Source organism: Streptomyces sp. AN091965, from assembly GCF_022698285.1.
Lineage (GTDB): Bacteria > Actinomycetota > Actinomycetes > Streptomycetales > Streptomycetaceae > Streptomyces.
On sequence record NZ_JALDMY010000001.1, the window covers coordinates 3,813,934 to 3,828,505 of the forward strand.

The 14,572-nt window shown below is 74.6% G+C and carries 11 protein-coding genes and 1 tRNA gene; 4 read left to right on the forward strand and 8 right to left on the reverse strand.

Annotated elements, in window-relative coordinates; genetic code table 11:
• Nucleotides 1-216: 216 nt before the first annotated feature.
• Nucleotides 217-2,133 carry a YfjP family GTPase gene (locus MQV74_RS15895; protein ID WP_374120626.1) on the reverse strand — a complete coding sequence of 639 codons (1,917 nt, stop codon included), beginning with the start codon at nt 2,131-2,133 and terminating at the stop codon, nt 217-219.
• Nucleotides 2,130-3,734, reverse strand: coding sequence for a dynamin family protein (locus tag MQV74_RS41170; RefSeq protein ID WP_242718215.1), 1,605 nt, complete (start codon nt 3,732-3,734; stop codon nt 2,130-2,132). Before MQV74_RS41170 ends, MQV74_RS15895 begins: the two co-directional genes overlap by 4 nt.
• A gap of 308 nt (nt 3,735-4,042) precedes the next feature.
• Between MQV74_RS41170 and MQV74_RS15905 the strand changes: the two genes are divergently transcribed.
• A tRNA-Arg gene (locus MQV74_RS15905) sits at nt 4,043-4,115 on the forward strand.
• On the opposite strand, the gene MQV74_RS41380 is transcribed toward MQV74_RS15905, so the two are convergent.
• Entirely contained in the window at nt 4,077-4,565 is a 489-nt protein-coding gene (locus MQV74_RS41380) for an SCO4225 family membrane protein (protein ID WP_374120781.1), read from the reverse strand. The two genes, MQV74_RS15905 and MQV74_RS41380, sit on opposite strands and share 39 nt — an antisense overlap.
• Before the next feature lie 44 nt (nt 4,566-4,609).
• Nucleotides 4,610-4,972 (reverse strand): HGxxPAAW family protein, encoded by a 363-nt coding sequence (locus MQV74_RS15910; protein ID WP_242718217.1) that lies wholly within the window; start codon nt 4,970-4,972, stop codon nt 4,610-4,612.
• Between the two features lie 111 nt (nt 4,973-5,083).
• Between MQV74_RS15910 and MQV74_RS15915 the strand changes: the two genes are divergently transcribed.
• Entirely contained in the window at nt 5,084-5,569 is a 486-nt protein-coding gene (locus MQV74_RS15915; protein WP_242718219.1) for a MarR family transcriptional regulator, read from the forward strand.
• A 3-nt stretch (nt 5,570-5,572) separates the two neighbouring features.
• On the opposite strand, the gene MQV74_RS15920 is transcribed toward MQV74_RS15915, so the two are convergent.
• The gene (locus MQV74_RS15920; RefSeq protein ID WP_242718221.1) at nt 5,573-7,492 is read right to left on the reverse strand and encodes an AMP-dependent synthetase/ligase; all 1,920 of its coding nucleotides are present in this window, start codon (nt 7,490-7,492) and stop codon (nt 5,573-5,575) included.
• A gap of 302 nt (nt 7,493-7,794) precedes the next feature.
• Nucleotides 7,795-8,451, reverse strand: coding sequence for a TetR/AcrR family transcriptional regulator (locus MQV74_RS15925; protein WP_242728739.1), 657 nt, complete (start codon nt 8,449-8,451; stop codon nt 7,795-7,797).
• Between the two features lie 130 nt (nt 8,452-8,581).
• Here MQV74_RS15925 and MQV74_RS15930 point away from each other — a divergent pair, with 130 nt between their 5' ends.
• Nucleotides 8,582-9,055, forward strand: a complete 474-nt coding sequence (locus MQV74_RS15930; RefSeq protein ID WP_242718223.1) for an SCP2 sterol-binding domain-containing protein — start codon at nt 8,582-8,584, stop codon at nt 9,053-9,055.
• Nucleotides 9,056-9,152: 97 nt separating this feature from the next.
• On the forward strand, nt 9,153-10,844 hold the full coding sequence (locus MQV74_RS15935; RefSeq protein ID WP_242718225.1) for a hypothetical protein: 1,692 nt from the start codon (nt 9,153-9,155) through the stop codon (nt 10,842-10,844).
• On the opposite strand, the gene MQV74_RS15940 is transcribed toward MQV74_RS15935, so the two are convergent.
• Nucleotides 10,841-11,713: an ABC transporter permease gene (locus MQV74_RS15940; RefSeq protein ID WP_242728741.1), complete on the reverse strand. Its 873-nt coding sequence runs from the start codon at nt 11,711-11,713 to the stop codon at nt 10,841-10,843. The two genes, MQV74_RS15935 and MQV74_RS15940, sit on opposite strands and share 4 nt — an antisense overlap.
• An 80-nt stretch (nt 11,714-11,793) precedes the next feature.
• Nucleotides 11,794-14,493 (reverse strand): alpha/beta fold hydrolase, encoded by a 2,700-nt coding sequence (locus tag MQV74_RS15945; protein WP_242718227.1) that lies wholly within the window; start codon nt 14,491-14,493, stop codon nt 11,794-11,796.
• Nucleotides 14,494-14,572 lie beyond the last annotated feature (79 nt).

Below are 14,572 nucleotides of genomic sequence, written 5' to 3' on the forward strand. Positions count from 1 at the left end.
GGTCGCGACGACCGCAGATCCAGACTGCGCCGGTCCGGCCGGGCCCGCTGAGCGCTGTGCCGTACCCGCGGGTTGTGGACAACTCCGTCACCCGACGGAGGCCTTCCGCTTCCAGCGGCGCCCCCGGCCTCTACCGGTGGTGCTCCCGTCCGCTACCGGCGGGCACCCTCGACCACTACCCGCCCGGGCCGCTTCCCCCCTGGTGGCCCGGCCCCCTCACCCCCGCTGAGCCACCCGCACGTACTGCTCCCGCACCTCCCGGTACCGCAGCAGCTCCGCCGCCACCGGGTCGAGCACCCGTGCCCGGCCGCACCCCGAGGCCGCCTCCCGCAGCCTGCGTTCCGCCTCGAAGCCGTACCGGCGTGCGGGTCCGCGTGCCGCCATCCGGCTCAGCCACTCCACCCCGGGGCCGCCCAGGACGCCCGCGAGCATCAACAGCACGGGCACGCCCAGGTTCGGCGTCGCGACCCCCACGATCTGTGCCACCAGCCAGAGTCCGCCGACGACTTGGAGCAGCGTCATCACCGCCTGCGCGAACACCGCGACCGGCCACCAGCCGGGCCTGGGCGGGCGTCCCCGCGGCAGCCCGGCCCGCACGGCCAGCTCGTCAAGCGCCTCGGGCAGCCCCTCGGCGCCGCGTGCCGCGGCCTCCCGCACGGCCTGTCCCCAGGGCGTGGGCAGCCCCGTCGCCGCCTCGTCGGCGACCGTGCGCACGGCGTGCTCCACGCGCGCGCGTGCCGTGGCCTCCTCGTCGACGGGGGCGCGGGTCACGGGCGCGACGATCGACCCGAACGGCGAGCGGCGCGCCTCGTACCAGCGCCACAGCCGCAGCCAGGGCGTCCCGCACGCCTTGTTCGCGTGCCTGCGCCAGGCGCGCTCGGCGGCCTGGCCCACGGCCGTGGCGCCGACCGCCTCGGCGAGCCGGTCGGCGAACTCCTCGCGGGCCTCCTCGCTGAGCCCGACCCGCCCCCGGCCGACGGCGGGCCCCGCGTCGGCGGCGTACACCGGGCGCAGGCGCGCGGCCGCCGCGTCCAGGTCCGCCTCCACGCGGCGCGCGGCGGCACGCCGCTCGCGCGTGAACTGCCCGAGCGCCTCGCGCAGATCTCCGACGCCGTCACCGGTCAGCGCGGACAGGGCGAGCACCGCGGCGCCCGGTTCCCCGTGCTCGCCCAGGGCGATGCCGTCCTCGTCGAGCAGCCTGCGCAGATCGTCGAGCACCTGGTCGGCGGCGTCCCCGGGGAGCCGGTCCGTCTGGTTGAGCACGACGAACATGACCTCGGCGTGGCCCGCCATGGGCCGCAGATAGCGCTCGTGCAGGACCGCGTCGGCGTACTTCTCCGGGTCGACGACCCAGATGACGGCGTCGACGAGCCGGAGGATGCGGTCCACGTGCCGCCGGTGGTCCTCGGCCGCCGAGTCGTGGTCAGGCAGGTCGACGAGGACGAGACCCTCCAGGGCCTGGGCGTCGGCCCCCGGGAGGGGCCTTCTGCGCAGTCGCCCCGGGATGCCGAGCCGGTCGAACAGGCCCGCGGCGCCGTCCGTCCAGCTGCACCCGATGGGCGCGGCCGTGGTCGGCCTGCGGACGCCGGTCTCGGAAATCATCACGCCTGCGAGCGCGTTGAACAGCGTCGACTTGCCACTGCCCGTGGCCCCGGCGATGGCCACGACGGTGTGCCGGTCGGAAAGGCGCCGCCGGGCCGCCGCCTCGTCGAGGACGCGCCCCGCCTCGGCGAGCGTGGCGCTGTCGAGGCGCGTCCTGGAGAGGCCGATCAGCTCCCGCAGCGCGTCGAGCCGGGCGCGCAGCGGCCCTTCGTAGAGGGCGGTCGCCTCGGCGGTGGCCTCGTAGGGGCCGTCGTTGTCGTAGGCCTTCTCGTAGCCGGAGGAGTTCGCGTACGGGGAGGACGCGCCGCAGGCGGACGAGCTTTCGTCTCCTGTCGCGCCCCTGTCCCCCGTCCTCGTAGAGCCCGTGCCCGCCGGATCGTCGCCTCCAGGGGAGCCATTGCCACCGGCTCCGGCCCGTCGTGCGATGAGGCCGTCGTCCCAGATGCCGTCGGCCTCCCGCGCGCGGGAGGCCGGGTCTTCGGGCCGGTCGGCGTGGTCGGTGTGATCCGTGACGGCGGTCACCGCGGTCACCTCTCCTTCTGCAGTACGGACAGCGCGGCGATGAGTTCGGCCTGGGGTTCGGGGTGGACGCCGAGCGCGTCGAGGGGGGCGAGGCGCCGCTCCCGTTCCGCGCCGAGGACGGTGTCCAGGTAGTCGGTGAGCAGCCGGCCGCCCCGGTCGCGCAGGCGCAGCGCGCCGTGGGCGCCGACGCGTTCGGCGAGGGTCTCCCCCGCGGAGCGCGCCCGGCGACCGCCGAGCAGGGCCGTGGCGAGCAGCGCGGTGAGCACGTCGGGGTCGGGCGGGGCGCCCTTGTCGACGCGGTCGAGCGCGCGGACCTCGTCCTCCACGTACTCCTCCAGGACGCGCCGCCAGCGGCGCACGGCCATCCCGACGCGGTGCTCCGCGCCGTCCTCGCGCCGCGGGACGAGGCTGGGGAGCCCGGCGGCGGGTTCGCGGCGCCAGGCCTCGTCCACGCGCTCGTCGGCGGCGGTGACGGCACACACCAGGAGCGTCTCCAGGCCGGCCGAGACGGCGTCCAGGAGCTCTCCGGGGCCGCAGTCGAGCGGATAGGCCCGCCAGCGCTTCAGCGCGTCCCCGGCGAGCACCGCGCCCGTCTGGAGCCGTTCCCGTACGCGCGCGTGCTCGCCCTCGTACGCCTCGTCGACGGCGGCGGTGAGCCGCAGGGCGGCCGCGTGCTGGGCGGCGACGGCACCGGCGAGTTCGGGCATGCGGGAGTTCAGCGAGCCGAGCACTCCGTGGGCGGTGCGCGCGATCGCCTCCTCCCGGGCCGCGGTGTCCCGCACGCGGTCGGCGAGCCAGGCCAGGAGCGGCGCCACGGCGGTCGCGGGCAGCAGTCCCCCGCCGCCCGCGGACTCGGGCAGCTCGGGCACGGTGAAGCGGGGCACGTCGCCGAGGCCCGCCTTGGCGAGCAGCGCCTCGTACTGCCGGGACACCTCCGTGACGACCTGGTGCGGCACCCGGTCGAGGACGGTGACGAGGGTGGCGTCGTGCTCCTTGGCGGTGCGCAGCAGGTGCCAGGGCACGGCGTCGGCGTAGCGGGCGGCCGTGGTGACGGTGACCCACACGTCGGCGGCGCAGATGAGTTCGGCGGCCAGGACGCGGTTGTCGGCAACGAGGGAGTCGATGTCGGGCGCGTCCAGGAGGGCGAGCCCCCTGGGGAGCGTGTCGGCGGTCTCCACCCGCAGCACGCGGCTGCCGTCGCCGTCCCTCGCGCCCTCCTCGCCGTCCTGCAGCGGCACCCACACGCGCGTGAGGTCCGGCAGCACCCTCATCCCCGCGAACCAGTGGTGGTCCTCCGGATGGCAGACGAGTACCGGCGTGCGCGTCGTGGGCCGCAGCACACCCGCCTCGCTGACCTGACGGCCCACCAGGGAGTTCACGAGCGTCGACTTTCCGGCCCCCGTGGACCCGCCGATGACGGCGAGCAAGGGTGCTTCGGGGGCCCTGAGCCGGGGCACCAGATAGTCGTCGAGCTGGGCCAGAAGCTCGTCCCGGTTGGCACGCGCGCGTGGCGCCCCCGCCAGGGGGAGCGGAAAGCGTGCGGCGGCGACACGCTCACGCAGGGTGGAAAGCGCGTCAAGCAGTTGAGGCCGTACGTCCAAGGTCACCACATACGAAGAATGCCCAATTTTGATGGCTTTCTGAAGCATATGGGCACGCCTGCGCGCCGATCGGACACACGTGACGGAAGGGACGAGTGGGACACAGGCATAACGAGTGCACAACACCCGGGGCGCCAGGCGCCAAAAGCGCTGCGAGATTCGCACCTGCCTGCGATTATCAGGACCGCTTCACCGAACCTCCACATCACGGTGCGGAGGTGAAGCACCAGGGACAAGGACCCGGGAGCCCTATCCTTGTCCCCGGCAAGGTCACGGACCGGCCCCACACCGGGCTCCAGGCCACCGGCCACCACCCGGCCCCCGTAGCTCAGTGGATAGAGCAGGTGCCTTCTAAGCACTTGGCCGCAGGTTCGAGTCCTGCCGGGGGCGCACCTCATCGGCCTTCCTTCGGGAAGGCCTTTTTGCTGCGGGCACGCGCGCGTTTGCTGCGGGCACGCGCGCGAGGGTGCCGAGCAGCGCCGCGTTGCAGAGGCCCGCCGCCGCCGTGCCGACGGCGAAGACCGACGGGGCGAGCCAGGTGAGCGAGGACTGCTCGGCAGGCAGCGACGCCAGGAGGGCGAGACCGCCGAGCGGCGCCGTGACGAGGAACGGGTAGAACCCGGCGAGCCCCGGGTCGGGACCGGCGTACCAGGCACCCAGGAAGAAGGCCAGCGCCGCCGCGACCACCGCGAGGTAGGCCCGCGCGAGCCAGGTGTCCGTGGCGAGCGCGAGCAGGCGGCGCAGGCGGCGGCGTGGGCGGGCGACAGGCGGCATCGCGGGTCCTCGGGCTCGGTCCGGTTCGGCGAGCACCACTGTGGCCCGGCGGCCCGCCCCCGGCATGAGTACGCGTACTCACCGGGACGGCCACCGGGCCAGGGCACCCTTCACGCGACCGGGTGCGCCACCTCGTCCTCGCTCTCCCGCCGGGAAGGGGCCGCCGTCACTCCGGGAGCCGCCCCCCGGCGGCCCGCCAGACGGCAGCCGACACAGCCCGGGTGCCCCGCGCGCGCCGTGCCGTCGCGCAGCCCCATGGGCCGCTGGGACGCCGGTCTCGGACCCGGCCCCTTGCCCCAGCCCGCCAGGTGCAGGAACCAGGTGACGAACACCGCGAGGGCCATCACGCCGAGCCCCAGCCAGATGCCCGGGCGCCAGCCGGTGATGCCCACTCCCGCGATCAGCGCCCCCACCGTGCCGACCGCGCAGCCGGTCCAGCCGGCGATCGTGTGGCCGTCGTCATGTGTACTCACGTGTCGCGCCCTCCCCGTGCCCGCCGGGGGCACGGCCTGGCCGCGCCCCCGGCACCAGACGTAAGATGCCTTAGCGAGTAAGCAATTTATCTTACGTACTAAGGGATTTCAATGGAGGGCAAGCGCCGCCCCAGCGCGTCCGCGCAGGACGTGGTCTCCGCGGTGGACGACCTCGTCGCGACGAGCGTGGTCGGGCAGCAGGAGTTCGCACGGAACCTCGGCCTGTCCGTCACGGACCTGATCTGTTTCGCGTACGTCCTCCAGGCCGGGGACGACGCGGTCACCGCGGGCGAACTGGCCACCCGCGCGCACGTCACGACGGGCGCGGTGACGGGCATCCTCAACCGCCTGGAGCGCGGCGGGTTCGTGACCCGGCGCCCCGACCCCGCCGACCGCCGCCGGGTGCGCGTCGTCGCCGTACCGGCCGCGTCCGCGCGCGTGCGGGAGATCTACGAGCCGTACTACGCGCGCCTGATGGCGCTGTTCGACGACTTCACACCCGACGAGATCGCCGTGATCGCCGCCTGGTCCGCGCGTGCGAGCGCCGTCGCGCGCACCTATCTGGAGGAGTCGTGCGAGGAGCCGGACGCGCCCTGACGCTCAGCCCCGGTAGAGCGCCTCGATCTCCTGCGCGTACGCCTGCTCCACGGCCCGTCGCTTGATCTTCAGCGACGGGGTGAGCAAGCCGTTCTCCTCGCTGAACTCCCCCTCCACGACCGCGAAGCGGCGGATGGACTCGGCCCGTGACACCGCTTCGTTGGCGTGGTCCACGGCCTTCTGGAGGTCCGCGAGGAGCTTCGGGTCGCGGCGCAGCTCGGCCGACGGCGTGTCCGCGGGGCGCTTGCGGACGGCCAGCCAGTGCGCCACGGCCTCCGGGTCGAGGGTGATGAGCGCGCCGACGTAGGAGCGGTTGTCGCCGACGACGAGGCACTGGCCGACCAGGGCACGGCCGCGCAGCCGGTCCTCCAGGACGGCGGGCGAGACGTTCTTGCCGCCACTGGTGACGATGATGTCCTTCTTGCGGCCGGTGATGGTGAGGTAGCCGTCCTCGTCGAGGGCGCCCAGGTCGCCGGTGGCGAACCAGTCGCCGGTGAGGACGGCGTCGGTGGCGTCCCGGTCGTTCCAGTACGAGGTGAAGACGATGCCTCCCTTGATGAGCACCTCGCCGTCGTCCGCGATGCGCACCGCGGTGCCGGGCACCGGCAGGCCGACGGTTCCGGGGCGCGGCCGCAGCGGTGGGGTGATCGTGGCGGCCGCGGTGGTCTCGGTGAGTCCGTAGCCTTCGTAGATGACGATTCCGGCGGCGTAGAAGAACAGGTTGAGCTGTCGGTCGAGCGGGGAGCCGCCGCTGATGGCATAGCGCAGACGGCCGCCGACCTCCTTGCGGATGCGCCGGTAGACGAGCAGGTCGTACAGCGCCCAGCCGACGCGGAGCCCGGCGGACGGGCCGGGTCCGGTGCCGAGGAACCTGTTCAGATACGCCTCGGCGAAGCGCACGCCGATCCGCTCCGCGCGGTCGAAGGAGGCGCCCCGGCCGATGCGTTCGGCGGTCGCGCGACCGGTGTCGTGGATCTTCTCGAAGAGGTACGGCACGCCGACGACGAACGTCGGTCTGAACGCCCGCAGTTCGGGCCGCAGTTCGTCCGGCTTGATGCTCGGACAGTGGCCGAGTTCGATGCGGGCGAGCATGCAGGCGATCTGGATGCTGCGGCCCAGGATGTGGGCGAGCGGCAGGAAGAGCAGCGTGGCGGCCTGCTGGCCGGTGATCGCCTTGAACACCGGGTACAGCAGGTCGACGGTGTTGGCCGCCTCGGCGTGCAGATTGCCGTGGGTGAGGACGCAGCCCTTGGGGCGCCCCGTGGTGCCGGAGGTGTAGCAGACGGTGGCGATGGTGTCGGGGGTGAGCGCCGCGCGCCGCTTGGCGACCTCCTCGTCGCTCACTTCCTGCCCCCGCTCGGCGAGTTCGAGGACCGCGCCGTCGTCGATCGTCCGGACGGTCAGGGGCGCGTCGTGTCCCGCGACGGCGTCCCGCGCCGTCGCCGCGTTCGCCGGGGTCTCGGCGAAGAGCAGGCTCGCGCCGGAGTCCCGTACGATCCACTCGATCTGCGCGGCCGACGACGTCGGGTAGACGGGCACGGTCTGGCCGCCCGCCGCCCAGACGGCGAAGTCGAGCACCGCCCACTCGTAGCGCGTACGGGACATCAGGGCGACCCTGCCGCCCGGTGCGAGCCCCGTCGCGATCAGGCCCTTCGCGGCCGCGGTGACCTCGCGGGCGAAGGCCGCGGCCGTCACGGGCCGCCACCGGCCCGCCTCCTTGCGGCGCAGCACCACGGCGTCGGGGGCCTCGGCCGCGTTGGTGAAGGGGATGTCGGCCGTGCTGCCGTGCGTGGCCTCCGGGACGAGGGCGGGGGTGCGGGCCTCGCGCACCACGCCGCGCTCGTCCCGGACGAGGTCGACCTCGGCGAGCCCGGCGAGACCGGGGTGCCTCCGCGCCTTCTTCAAGTCCTTGCGTACGCCCATGACGGCTCCCGGTACGTGTCCGTGGTGCGGGTACGTGCGTACTTACTTTTCGGTCAACTTACCGGTGCGTAGGGGAAATTCAATGGGTCGCACGGAAGTCCGGCAAGCGGAACGGAAGGAGCCGGAAGCGATCGCGGGTACCGGTCGGACGGCAGGCGTCGCGGATGCCGGTGGAAGCCATCGCGGACGCCGGTCGGACGGAAGCCATCGCGCGGCCAGTCGCGAACGAGGGGACGGCGCGGCGCCAGACACGGACCAGCCGACAGCACGGCGCCAGACGCGGACCAGCCGACGGAGCGGCGTCAGTCGTGGGACGGAATCCATACCTCCCCCTCCAGGACCCGCCCCATCCCGACCCAGACCATGTTCATCAGGCGCAGGGTGACGCCCTCCGGCGACTGGTCCGGGTTGCGGACCATCCAGTCGGTGAGCGAGTCGGCGGCGCCCACGAGGGCGTGGGCCACGAAATCGGCGTCCCTTTCGGTGAGTTGCGAGGGGGTCGCGCTCTCCTCGATGCCCGCCCGGACGAGCTCCGCGACCTGCGCCATCACCGCGCGGCGCGCGTCGGCGACGGCGGCCGCGATGGTCTCGCTCAGCTCCGACGCCTGGCGGTGGAGCACCACCCAGCTGTCGCGGTGCTCGGCGACGAAGGAGAAGAAGGCCAGGAGCCCGGCGTACAGGCGCACTTCGGGGGCGCCCAGGGGCTTCGTCGCGCCCGGCCGCGCGCCCCGGTCCCGGGCGCCGTCGGGGCCGCTCGCGGCCGCCTCCCGGGCCGCCCCCTGGAACGCCGCGACCAACCGGTCGGCCTCCCGGCGCAGACAGGCCAGGAACAGGCCTTCCTTGGAGTCGAGGTAGAGGTACACCATCGGCTTGGAGATCCCGGCCAGTTCGGCGATCTCGTCGACCGACGCGGCGTGGTAGCCCCGCTTGGCGAACACCTGGACCGCCACGTCGATCATCTGCTGCTCGCGCTCCTTGCGCGGAACGCGCCGCCTGCGCCCCTGTGGCGTGCCACCCACTCTTGTCAGCCTCCTCGCCCCGGCTTTACCTTACCTCCCAGTAAGTTTACTTCGTGGTAAGGAGCTTGCGATGGGGACGGACAAGGCCGGGGGAATCGCGGGGCTCGACTTCGCCAGTGTCACACCCACGGAGTTCGCGCGGATCGTCAAGGGCCTCTCCGGCAAGGAACTCACCGAGATCGCCACGGACGGCCCGCTGCGCGCCCGCGTCCTGCGGGAGGTGTTCACGCGCATGGAGCAGCAGTTCAGGCCAGAGGCCGCGGGTTCCCTGGAGGCGCTGATCCGCTGGCAGGTCACCGGGAGCGGGGGCGTCGGGGACGCGGTGTACGAGACGGACATCGCGGAGGGCGCGTGCGTGGTGCGCGAGGGGCGCTCGGCGGCGGAGCCGCGGGTCACGCTGGTGATGGGCGACGCGGAGTTCCTGAAGCTGGCGTCCGGCAACGCGCAGCCCGTCATGCTGTTCATGACCCGCAAGCTCAAGGTCGTGGGGGACGTGGCGCTGGCCGCGGGGCTCACCCGGTACTTCGACATCCCCAAGGCGTGACGGGGCCGCCCGCGCGGGTCCCGCCCCTCGCCGGGGCGCCCCGGGCCCGCCCCTTAAGGCCTCGCTGACCTGCGCCGAAGTACCGGGCATGACATCCATGCACCCTCCCCTCCGGTCCCGGCAGCCCTTCCGGGTCGTCGTGTGTCTGCTGCCCGCGCTCGCCGTCGTCTGGGCCGGGTACCAGCGGCGCTGGATGTCCGACGACGGGCACATCTACGTCCGGACGGTCCGGCAGGTGCTCGCGGGGCACGGGCCGGTGTTCAACGTGGGCGAGCGGGCCGAGTCCTCGACGGGCACGCTGTGGCAGTGGCTGCTCGTCCTCGCGGGGCTGCCGGGGGCCGACGTGGTGACGGCCGCGGTGTACGGCGGGCTGCTGCTCACGGCGGCCGGGTTCGCACTCGCGGCGTGGGGCGCGGCGCGCCTGCACACGGGGGCGTCCGGCGGCCCCCTCCTGCCGCTCGGCGCCCTGGTGCCGCTCGCGCTGCCGCCCGTGTGGGACTTCGCCACCTCCGGCCTGGAGACGGGGCTCGCCACGTGCTGGATCGCGGGCGCCTGGCTGCTGCTCGTGACCCGTCCGCGCGCTCTGTCCACCGCGTTCGTCCTCGGGCTCGGTCCGCTGGTGCGGCCCGATCTCGCCCTGGTGTCCGCCGTGTTCCTCGGCGCGCAGTGGCTGAGCGCGCGCCCCTCGCGCCGCGCCGCGCTCGCCGGGGCGGCCGCCGCGGGCGCGCTGCCCGTCGCCTACGAGGTCTTCCGGATGGGCTACTACGGACACCTCATGCCGCTGCCCGGCGTCACCAAGGAGGCCTCGTCCAGCCTGTGGGGGCGCGGGGCCACCTACCTCGCCGACTTCGCCGGGCCGTACCTGCTGTGGCTGCCCGCCCTGTTCGTGCTGGCGACGGTGCTGCCCGCGCGGCGCGGCGGCCGACCGGTGTCGCCCGTGTCGCCGGGGGCGCCGGTGCGCGCGGTGCCCATGGTGCCCGCGTTCGCGCCCGTCGTCGCGGGGGTCCTGTGCTGGGCGTACGTCATCAAGGTCGGCGGGGACTTCATGCACGCCCGAATGTTCCTGCCGGGTCTCCTCCTGCTGGTCCTGCCGGTGTTCGTGGTGCCCGCCACGCGCGCGTGGACCCTCACGACGGTCGGCGTCGGAGCGTGGGCCCTGGTCTGCGCGGCGTCGCTGCGCATCCCGTACGAGGGGCTGATCGGGCCGCGCGGCATCGCGGACGAGCGCGGCGTGTACGTGCGGCAGAACGCGGCCGCGCACCCCCTGCGGCACACCTTCGCCGGGTTCCGGGGCAACGCCGCGTACGCGCGCGAGGTGCGGGACGCCGCGCACACCGGGGCGCCCACGCTGTTCCTGGCCCGCACCCGCGTCGAGGGCGCGGCGCCCTCCGTGTCCGGCGCCTACGCGACGCTCGGGCTCAACGGCACCGTCGTCCCCCTCGACGGCGCGGCGCTCGACCCCATCGGGCTCGCCTACCCGCTGGCCGCCCACTCCGAGCGCATCGCCCACGCACGCGTGGGCCACGACAAGCGGCTCCCCGACGAGTGGATCGTCGCCGACCGGGGCACCGGCGACCTGCCGCCCGGCATGGACCCGGCGCGGGTGGCCGCAGCCCGCCGCGCCCTGGCCTGCGGCCCGCTGGCCGAACTCCGCGCGGCCACCCGGGAGCCCCTCACGGCGGGGCGCTTCCTGCGCAACGTCGGCGGCGCCCTGGAGCGCACCGCGTTCCGCTTCCCGAACGATCCGGTGCGGGCGGAACGCGAGCTGTGCGGTGCGGGCAGGCCCTAGGACACCACGTCCTTGTGCGCGAACCCGCGGAACGCGAGGGCGAAGAGCACCAGCGCGTACGTCACCGAGACGGCGGTGCCCTGGAGCATGCCCGACCACTCCGGGGTGGGCTGGAAGACGTCCGCCCAGGCGAACTGCCAGTGCGCGGGCAGGAAGTCGCGCCAGCCGCCGAGCGCGGTCACCGCGTCCAGGACGTTCCCCGCGATCGTCAGGCCGACCGCGCCGCCGACGGCGCCGAGGGGCGCGTCCGTCTTCGTGGAGAGCCAGAACGCGAGGCCCGCCGTGACCAGCTGGGACGCGAAGACGTACGCCACGACGACGGCGAGGCGCCGCGCGGCCGTGCCGGGCTCCAGGACGCCGCCGGTCGGGATCTCCAGCGGCCCCCAGCCGTACGCCATCGTGCCGACGACGAGCGCCACCACCGGGAGCAGCGCGATCGCGGCGGCGCTCAGGCCGAGCCCCACCGCCAGCTTGGACCACAGCAGCCGGGCCCGGGGCACGGGCGCCGCGAGCAGATAGCGCAGGCTCGACCAGCCCGCCTCGGAGGCCACGGTGTCCCCGCAGAACAGCGCGACGGGGATGACGAGCAGGAACCCGGCCGACACGAACAGGCACGTCGCCGCGAAGTTCACGCCCGAGGCCGTGGCCGTGTCCATCAGCGTCACCCGGTCGTTGCGGCCGCCCGGCGAACCGGCGATCGCGAACGCGAGGAGCAGCACGAGGGGCAGCAGGGCGAGGACGCCGCCCATGACGAGCGTGCGCCGCCGCTTGAGCTGGCGGGCGGCCTCGACGCGCAGCGGCAGCGTGCGGCCCGGGCGGTAGCCGGGCGCGGTGGCCGCGCCGGTGTCCCGGGGGCCGTCGGCCGCCACCGTGCCGGTCTCCCGGGGTCCCTCGGCCGCCGCCGCGGCCCGGGGCCCCTCCGGGGCCGCCGTCGTGTCCTGTGGGGCCGTCACGCCGCACCTCCTCCGATCAGGGTCAAGAACGCGTCTTCCAGACGCCGGTGCGGGCCGAGCGCCTCCACGGGCACCTCCAGGCGGACCAGTTCGGGAAGGAGGGCCGCCCCCGTGGCCGCCGGGCCGCCGTCGAGCCGCACCAGGAGCCCGCCTTCGGTACGGGCCGCCGACGCCACGCCCGGGAGCGAGGCCACCTTCTCCACGAGCGGGTCGGGGATGTCCGCCGCGAGGCCCACCAGGAGCGTGTCCCCGGCGCCGACGATCTCGTCGACCGGGCCCGCCTGCACGAGGCGGCCCCGGTCCATGACGACCAGGTGCGTGCAGGACTGCTCCACCTCGGCGAGGAGGTGGCTGGAGACGATGACCGTGCGGCCGCCCGCCGCGTACCGGATCATCACCTCGCGCATCTCGCGGATCTGGGGCGGGTCGAGGCCGTTCGTCGGCTCGTCCAGGATCAGCAGGTCCGGCAGGCCCAGCATGGCCTGGGCGATGGCGAGGCGCTGGCGCATGCCCTGGGAGTACGTCCGCACGGCGCGGGCGAGGGCGTCGCCGAGCCCGGCGATCTCCAGGGCCTCCTCCAGGTGCGCGTCCCCGGCGGGGCGGCCGGTGGCGCGCCAGTACAGCTCCAGGTTCTCCCGGCCGGACAGGTGCGGCAGGAAGCCGGCGCCCTCGACGAACGCGCCGACCCGGGACAGGACGGGCGCGCCGGGCCGAATGGCCTGCCCGAAGACGCGGATCTCGCCCGCGTCGGGGCGGATGAGGCCCATCAGCATGCGCAGGGTGGTGGTCTTGCCCGCGCCGTTCGGCCCGAGGAGGCCGAGGACCTGGCCCTTCTCGACGCGGAAGGACAGCTCGCGGACCGCGTACCGCTCGGTGGACTTCGCGTACCGCTTGCTCAGGCCGGTGATCTGGAGGGGCACGTCGGCGAGGTCCGGGTCGGGCGCGGGCGCCGTGACGCGCCTGCGGCCGACCAGGAGCAGGGCGGCCGCGAGGGCCGCGCCGGCCAGCGGCAGCCACCACACCCAGGCGGGCAGCGGGGCCGCGGCCGTGTCCACGCCGGGGGCCGTCGGGACCTTCAGGCCGCTCTTCAGCGCCACCGTGTACGCGGCCGGTTCGGCCGGTGAGGCATAGCCCAGGTCGGTGGCGGCGAACACCAGGCGCAGCCGGTGGCCCTTCTTCAGCTCGTGGTCGACGGCGGGCAGCCGCAGGTCGAGGGTCCTGCCGTCCACGGCGCCGCCGATCCGCACCGGGGCGACGAGCTGCGCGGGCAGCACCTGCTGGCGGCCGCCGCCGGGCCCCACGTCGTAGACCTTGCCGAAGAGCACCGTGTCCGCGCTGTCGGACTTCACCCGCACCCGCACGGCGGGGGCGCCGGTGATCCGCAGGTCCTCGGTGAGCGGCTTCGATTCGAACGCGGCGTACTGCCCGGGGACGTCGAGGGAGACGCCGACGCCCAGCGAGGACAGACGGCTCAGGCCGTCGCCGCCCCCGCCCGCGCCGCCGAGGCCCGGCAGTCCGGAGACGGCGGGCGGCGCGGCGCCCGCGGGGTTGTCGAAGGTCTGCGGGCGTCCGGTGAGCGGGACCTCGCGCAGCCCGCCGCCGAGCCCCGGGTAGCGGTCGGCGCTCGCGCCGCGCAGCGTCGCCGCGCCGTCCGTGGAGTCGATGCCGCCGGTGCGGGTGACGCGGAAGGCGGGGCCCGTGTCGGCGCCCTTGTCGTCCTTGAGGTAGCGGTCGAACCACCGCGTGACCCGGCCCTCGACCCGGTCGGTCTCCTGGTCGCCGCCGTCGTGGCCGCCCGCCGTCCAGTCGACCGCCACGGGCGCGTGGTTGCCGCGGATCGCCTTGGCCATCGCGTCGGCCTGGTCGAGCGGGAACAGCGAGTCCCGCTGGCCCTGCACGATCAGGGCGGGCACCTTGACGCGGTCGCCGACGGCGGCCGGGCTGCGCCCCGCGAGCAGTTCGCGTGCCGACGCGTCGGGCTTGCCGGCGACCGCCACGCGCTCGTACATCGCGCAGAGCTTCGGCTCGAACTTGTCGCAGCCGCCGCCCGCGCTCAGGAACATCCCGGCCCACTGCTTCTTGAAGACGTCCTTGGGGAACAGCGCGTCCGCCAGGTTCCAGTACGTCATCAGCGGGGCGATGGCGTCGATCCGGTCGTCGTGCCCGGCCGCGAGCAGCGATACCGCGCCCCCGTACGAGGCGCCCGTGACGCCCACGCGCGGGTCGCCGTCCTTGTCGAGGCGGACCTCGGGGCGCTTCGCCAGCCAGTCGACGAGCCGCGACACGTCGGCGACCTCGCCCTTGGGGTCGTTGAGCCCGATGCGGCCCGTGGACTTACCGAAGCCGCGCGCGGACCACGTCAGGACCGCGTACCCGTCGCGGGCCAGGCGCTCGGCCTGCTCGCGCACGTCGTCCTTGCTGCCGCCGAAGCCGTGCCCGACGAGGACCGCGGGGCGCTTGGTGCCGGGGTCGCCCGCGGTGAAGTACGAGGTGTCGATCCGCACCTCCTGCCCCTGGCCGCGGCCCGTGGCGAGCGTCTGGTCCGTGCGGCGCACCGCGGGTGCCTCGTCGGACGCGAGCGCCGTCCACGTGCCCGCGCCCGCGAGCACCACAACCGCCGCCGCGGCGGCGGCCGTCCGCCGCGGCGCGCGCAGCGCCGCCTTCCAGGCTCCGGCCCGGGGCAGTCGTAGATCCATGCGTCAACGGTACGGGCGGTCACCGACAACCGATGCAGCCGCCGGTCGGAACCCCGCTGTCTCCCCGGGGAGTACGGTT

What these genes read in the sequence shown, in the direction of transcription:
- MQV74_RS15925 (WP_242728739.1), bottom strand. Translation starts at nt 8,451, where the DNA reads ATGATCGACGTGGCGGTCCAGGTGTTCGCCAAGCGGGGCTACCACGCC.
- MQV74_RS15915 (WP_242718219.1), top strand. Translation starts at nt 5,084, where the DNA reads ATGGAGGGCAAGCGCCGCCCCAGCGCGTCCGCGCAGGACGTGGTCTCC.
- MQV74_RS15930 (WP_242718223.1), top strand. Translation starts at nt 8,582, where the DNA reads ATGGGGACGGACAAGGCCGGGGGAATCGCGGGGCTCGACTTCGCCAGT.
- MQV74_RS15920 (WP_242718221.1), bottom strand. Translation starts at nt 7,492, where the DNA reads ATGGGCGTACGCAAGGACTTGAAGAAGGCGCGGAGGCACCCCGGTCTC.
- MQV74_RS15945 (WP_242718227.1), bottom strand. Translation starts at nt 14,493, where the DNA reads ATGGATCTACGACTGCCCCGGGCCGGAGCCTGGAAGGCGGCGCTGCGC.
- MQV74_RS15935 (WP_242718225.1), top strand. Translation starts at nt 9,153, where the DNA reads ATGCACCCTCCCCTCCGGTCCCGGCAGCCCTTCCGGGTCGTCGTGTGT.
- MQV74_RS41380 (WP_374120781.1), bottom strand. Translation starts at nt 4,565, where the DNA reads ATGCCGGGGGCGGGCCGCCGGGCCACAGTGGTGCTCGCCGAACCGGAC.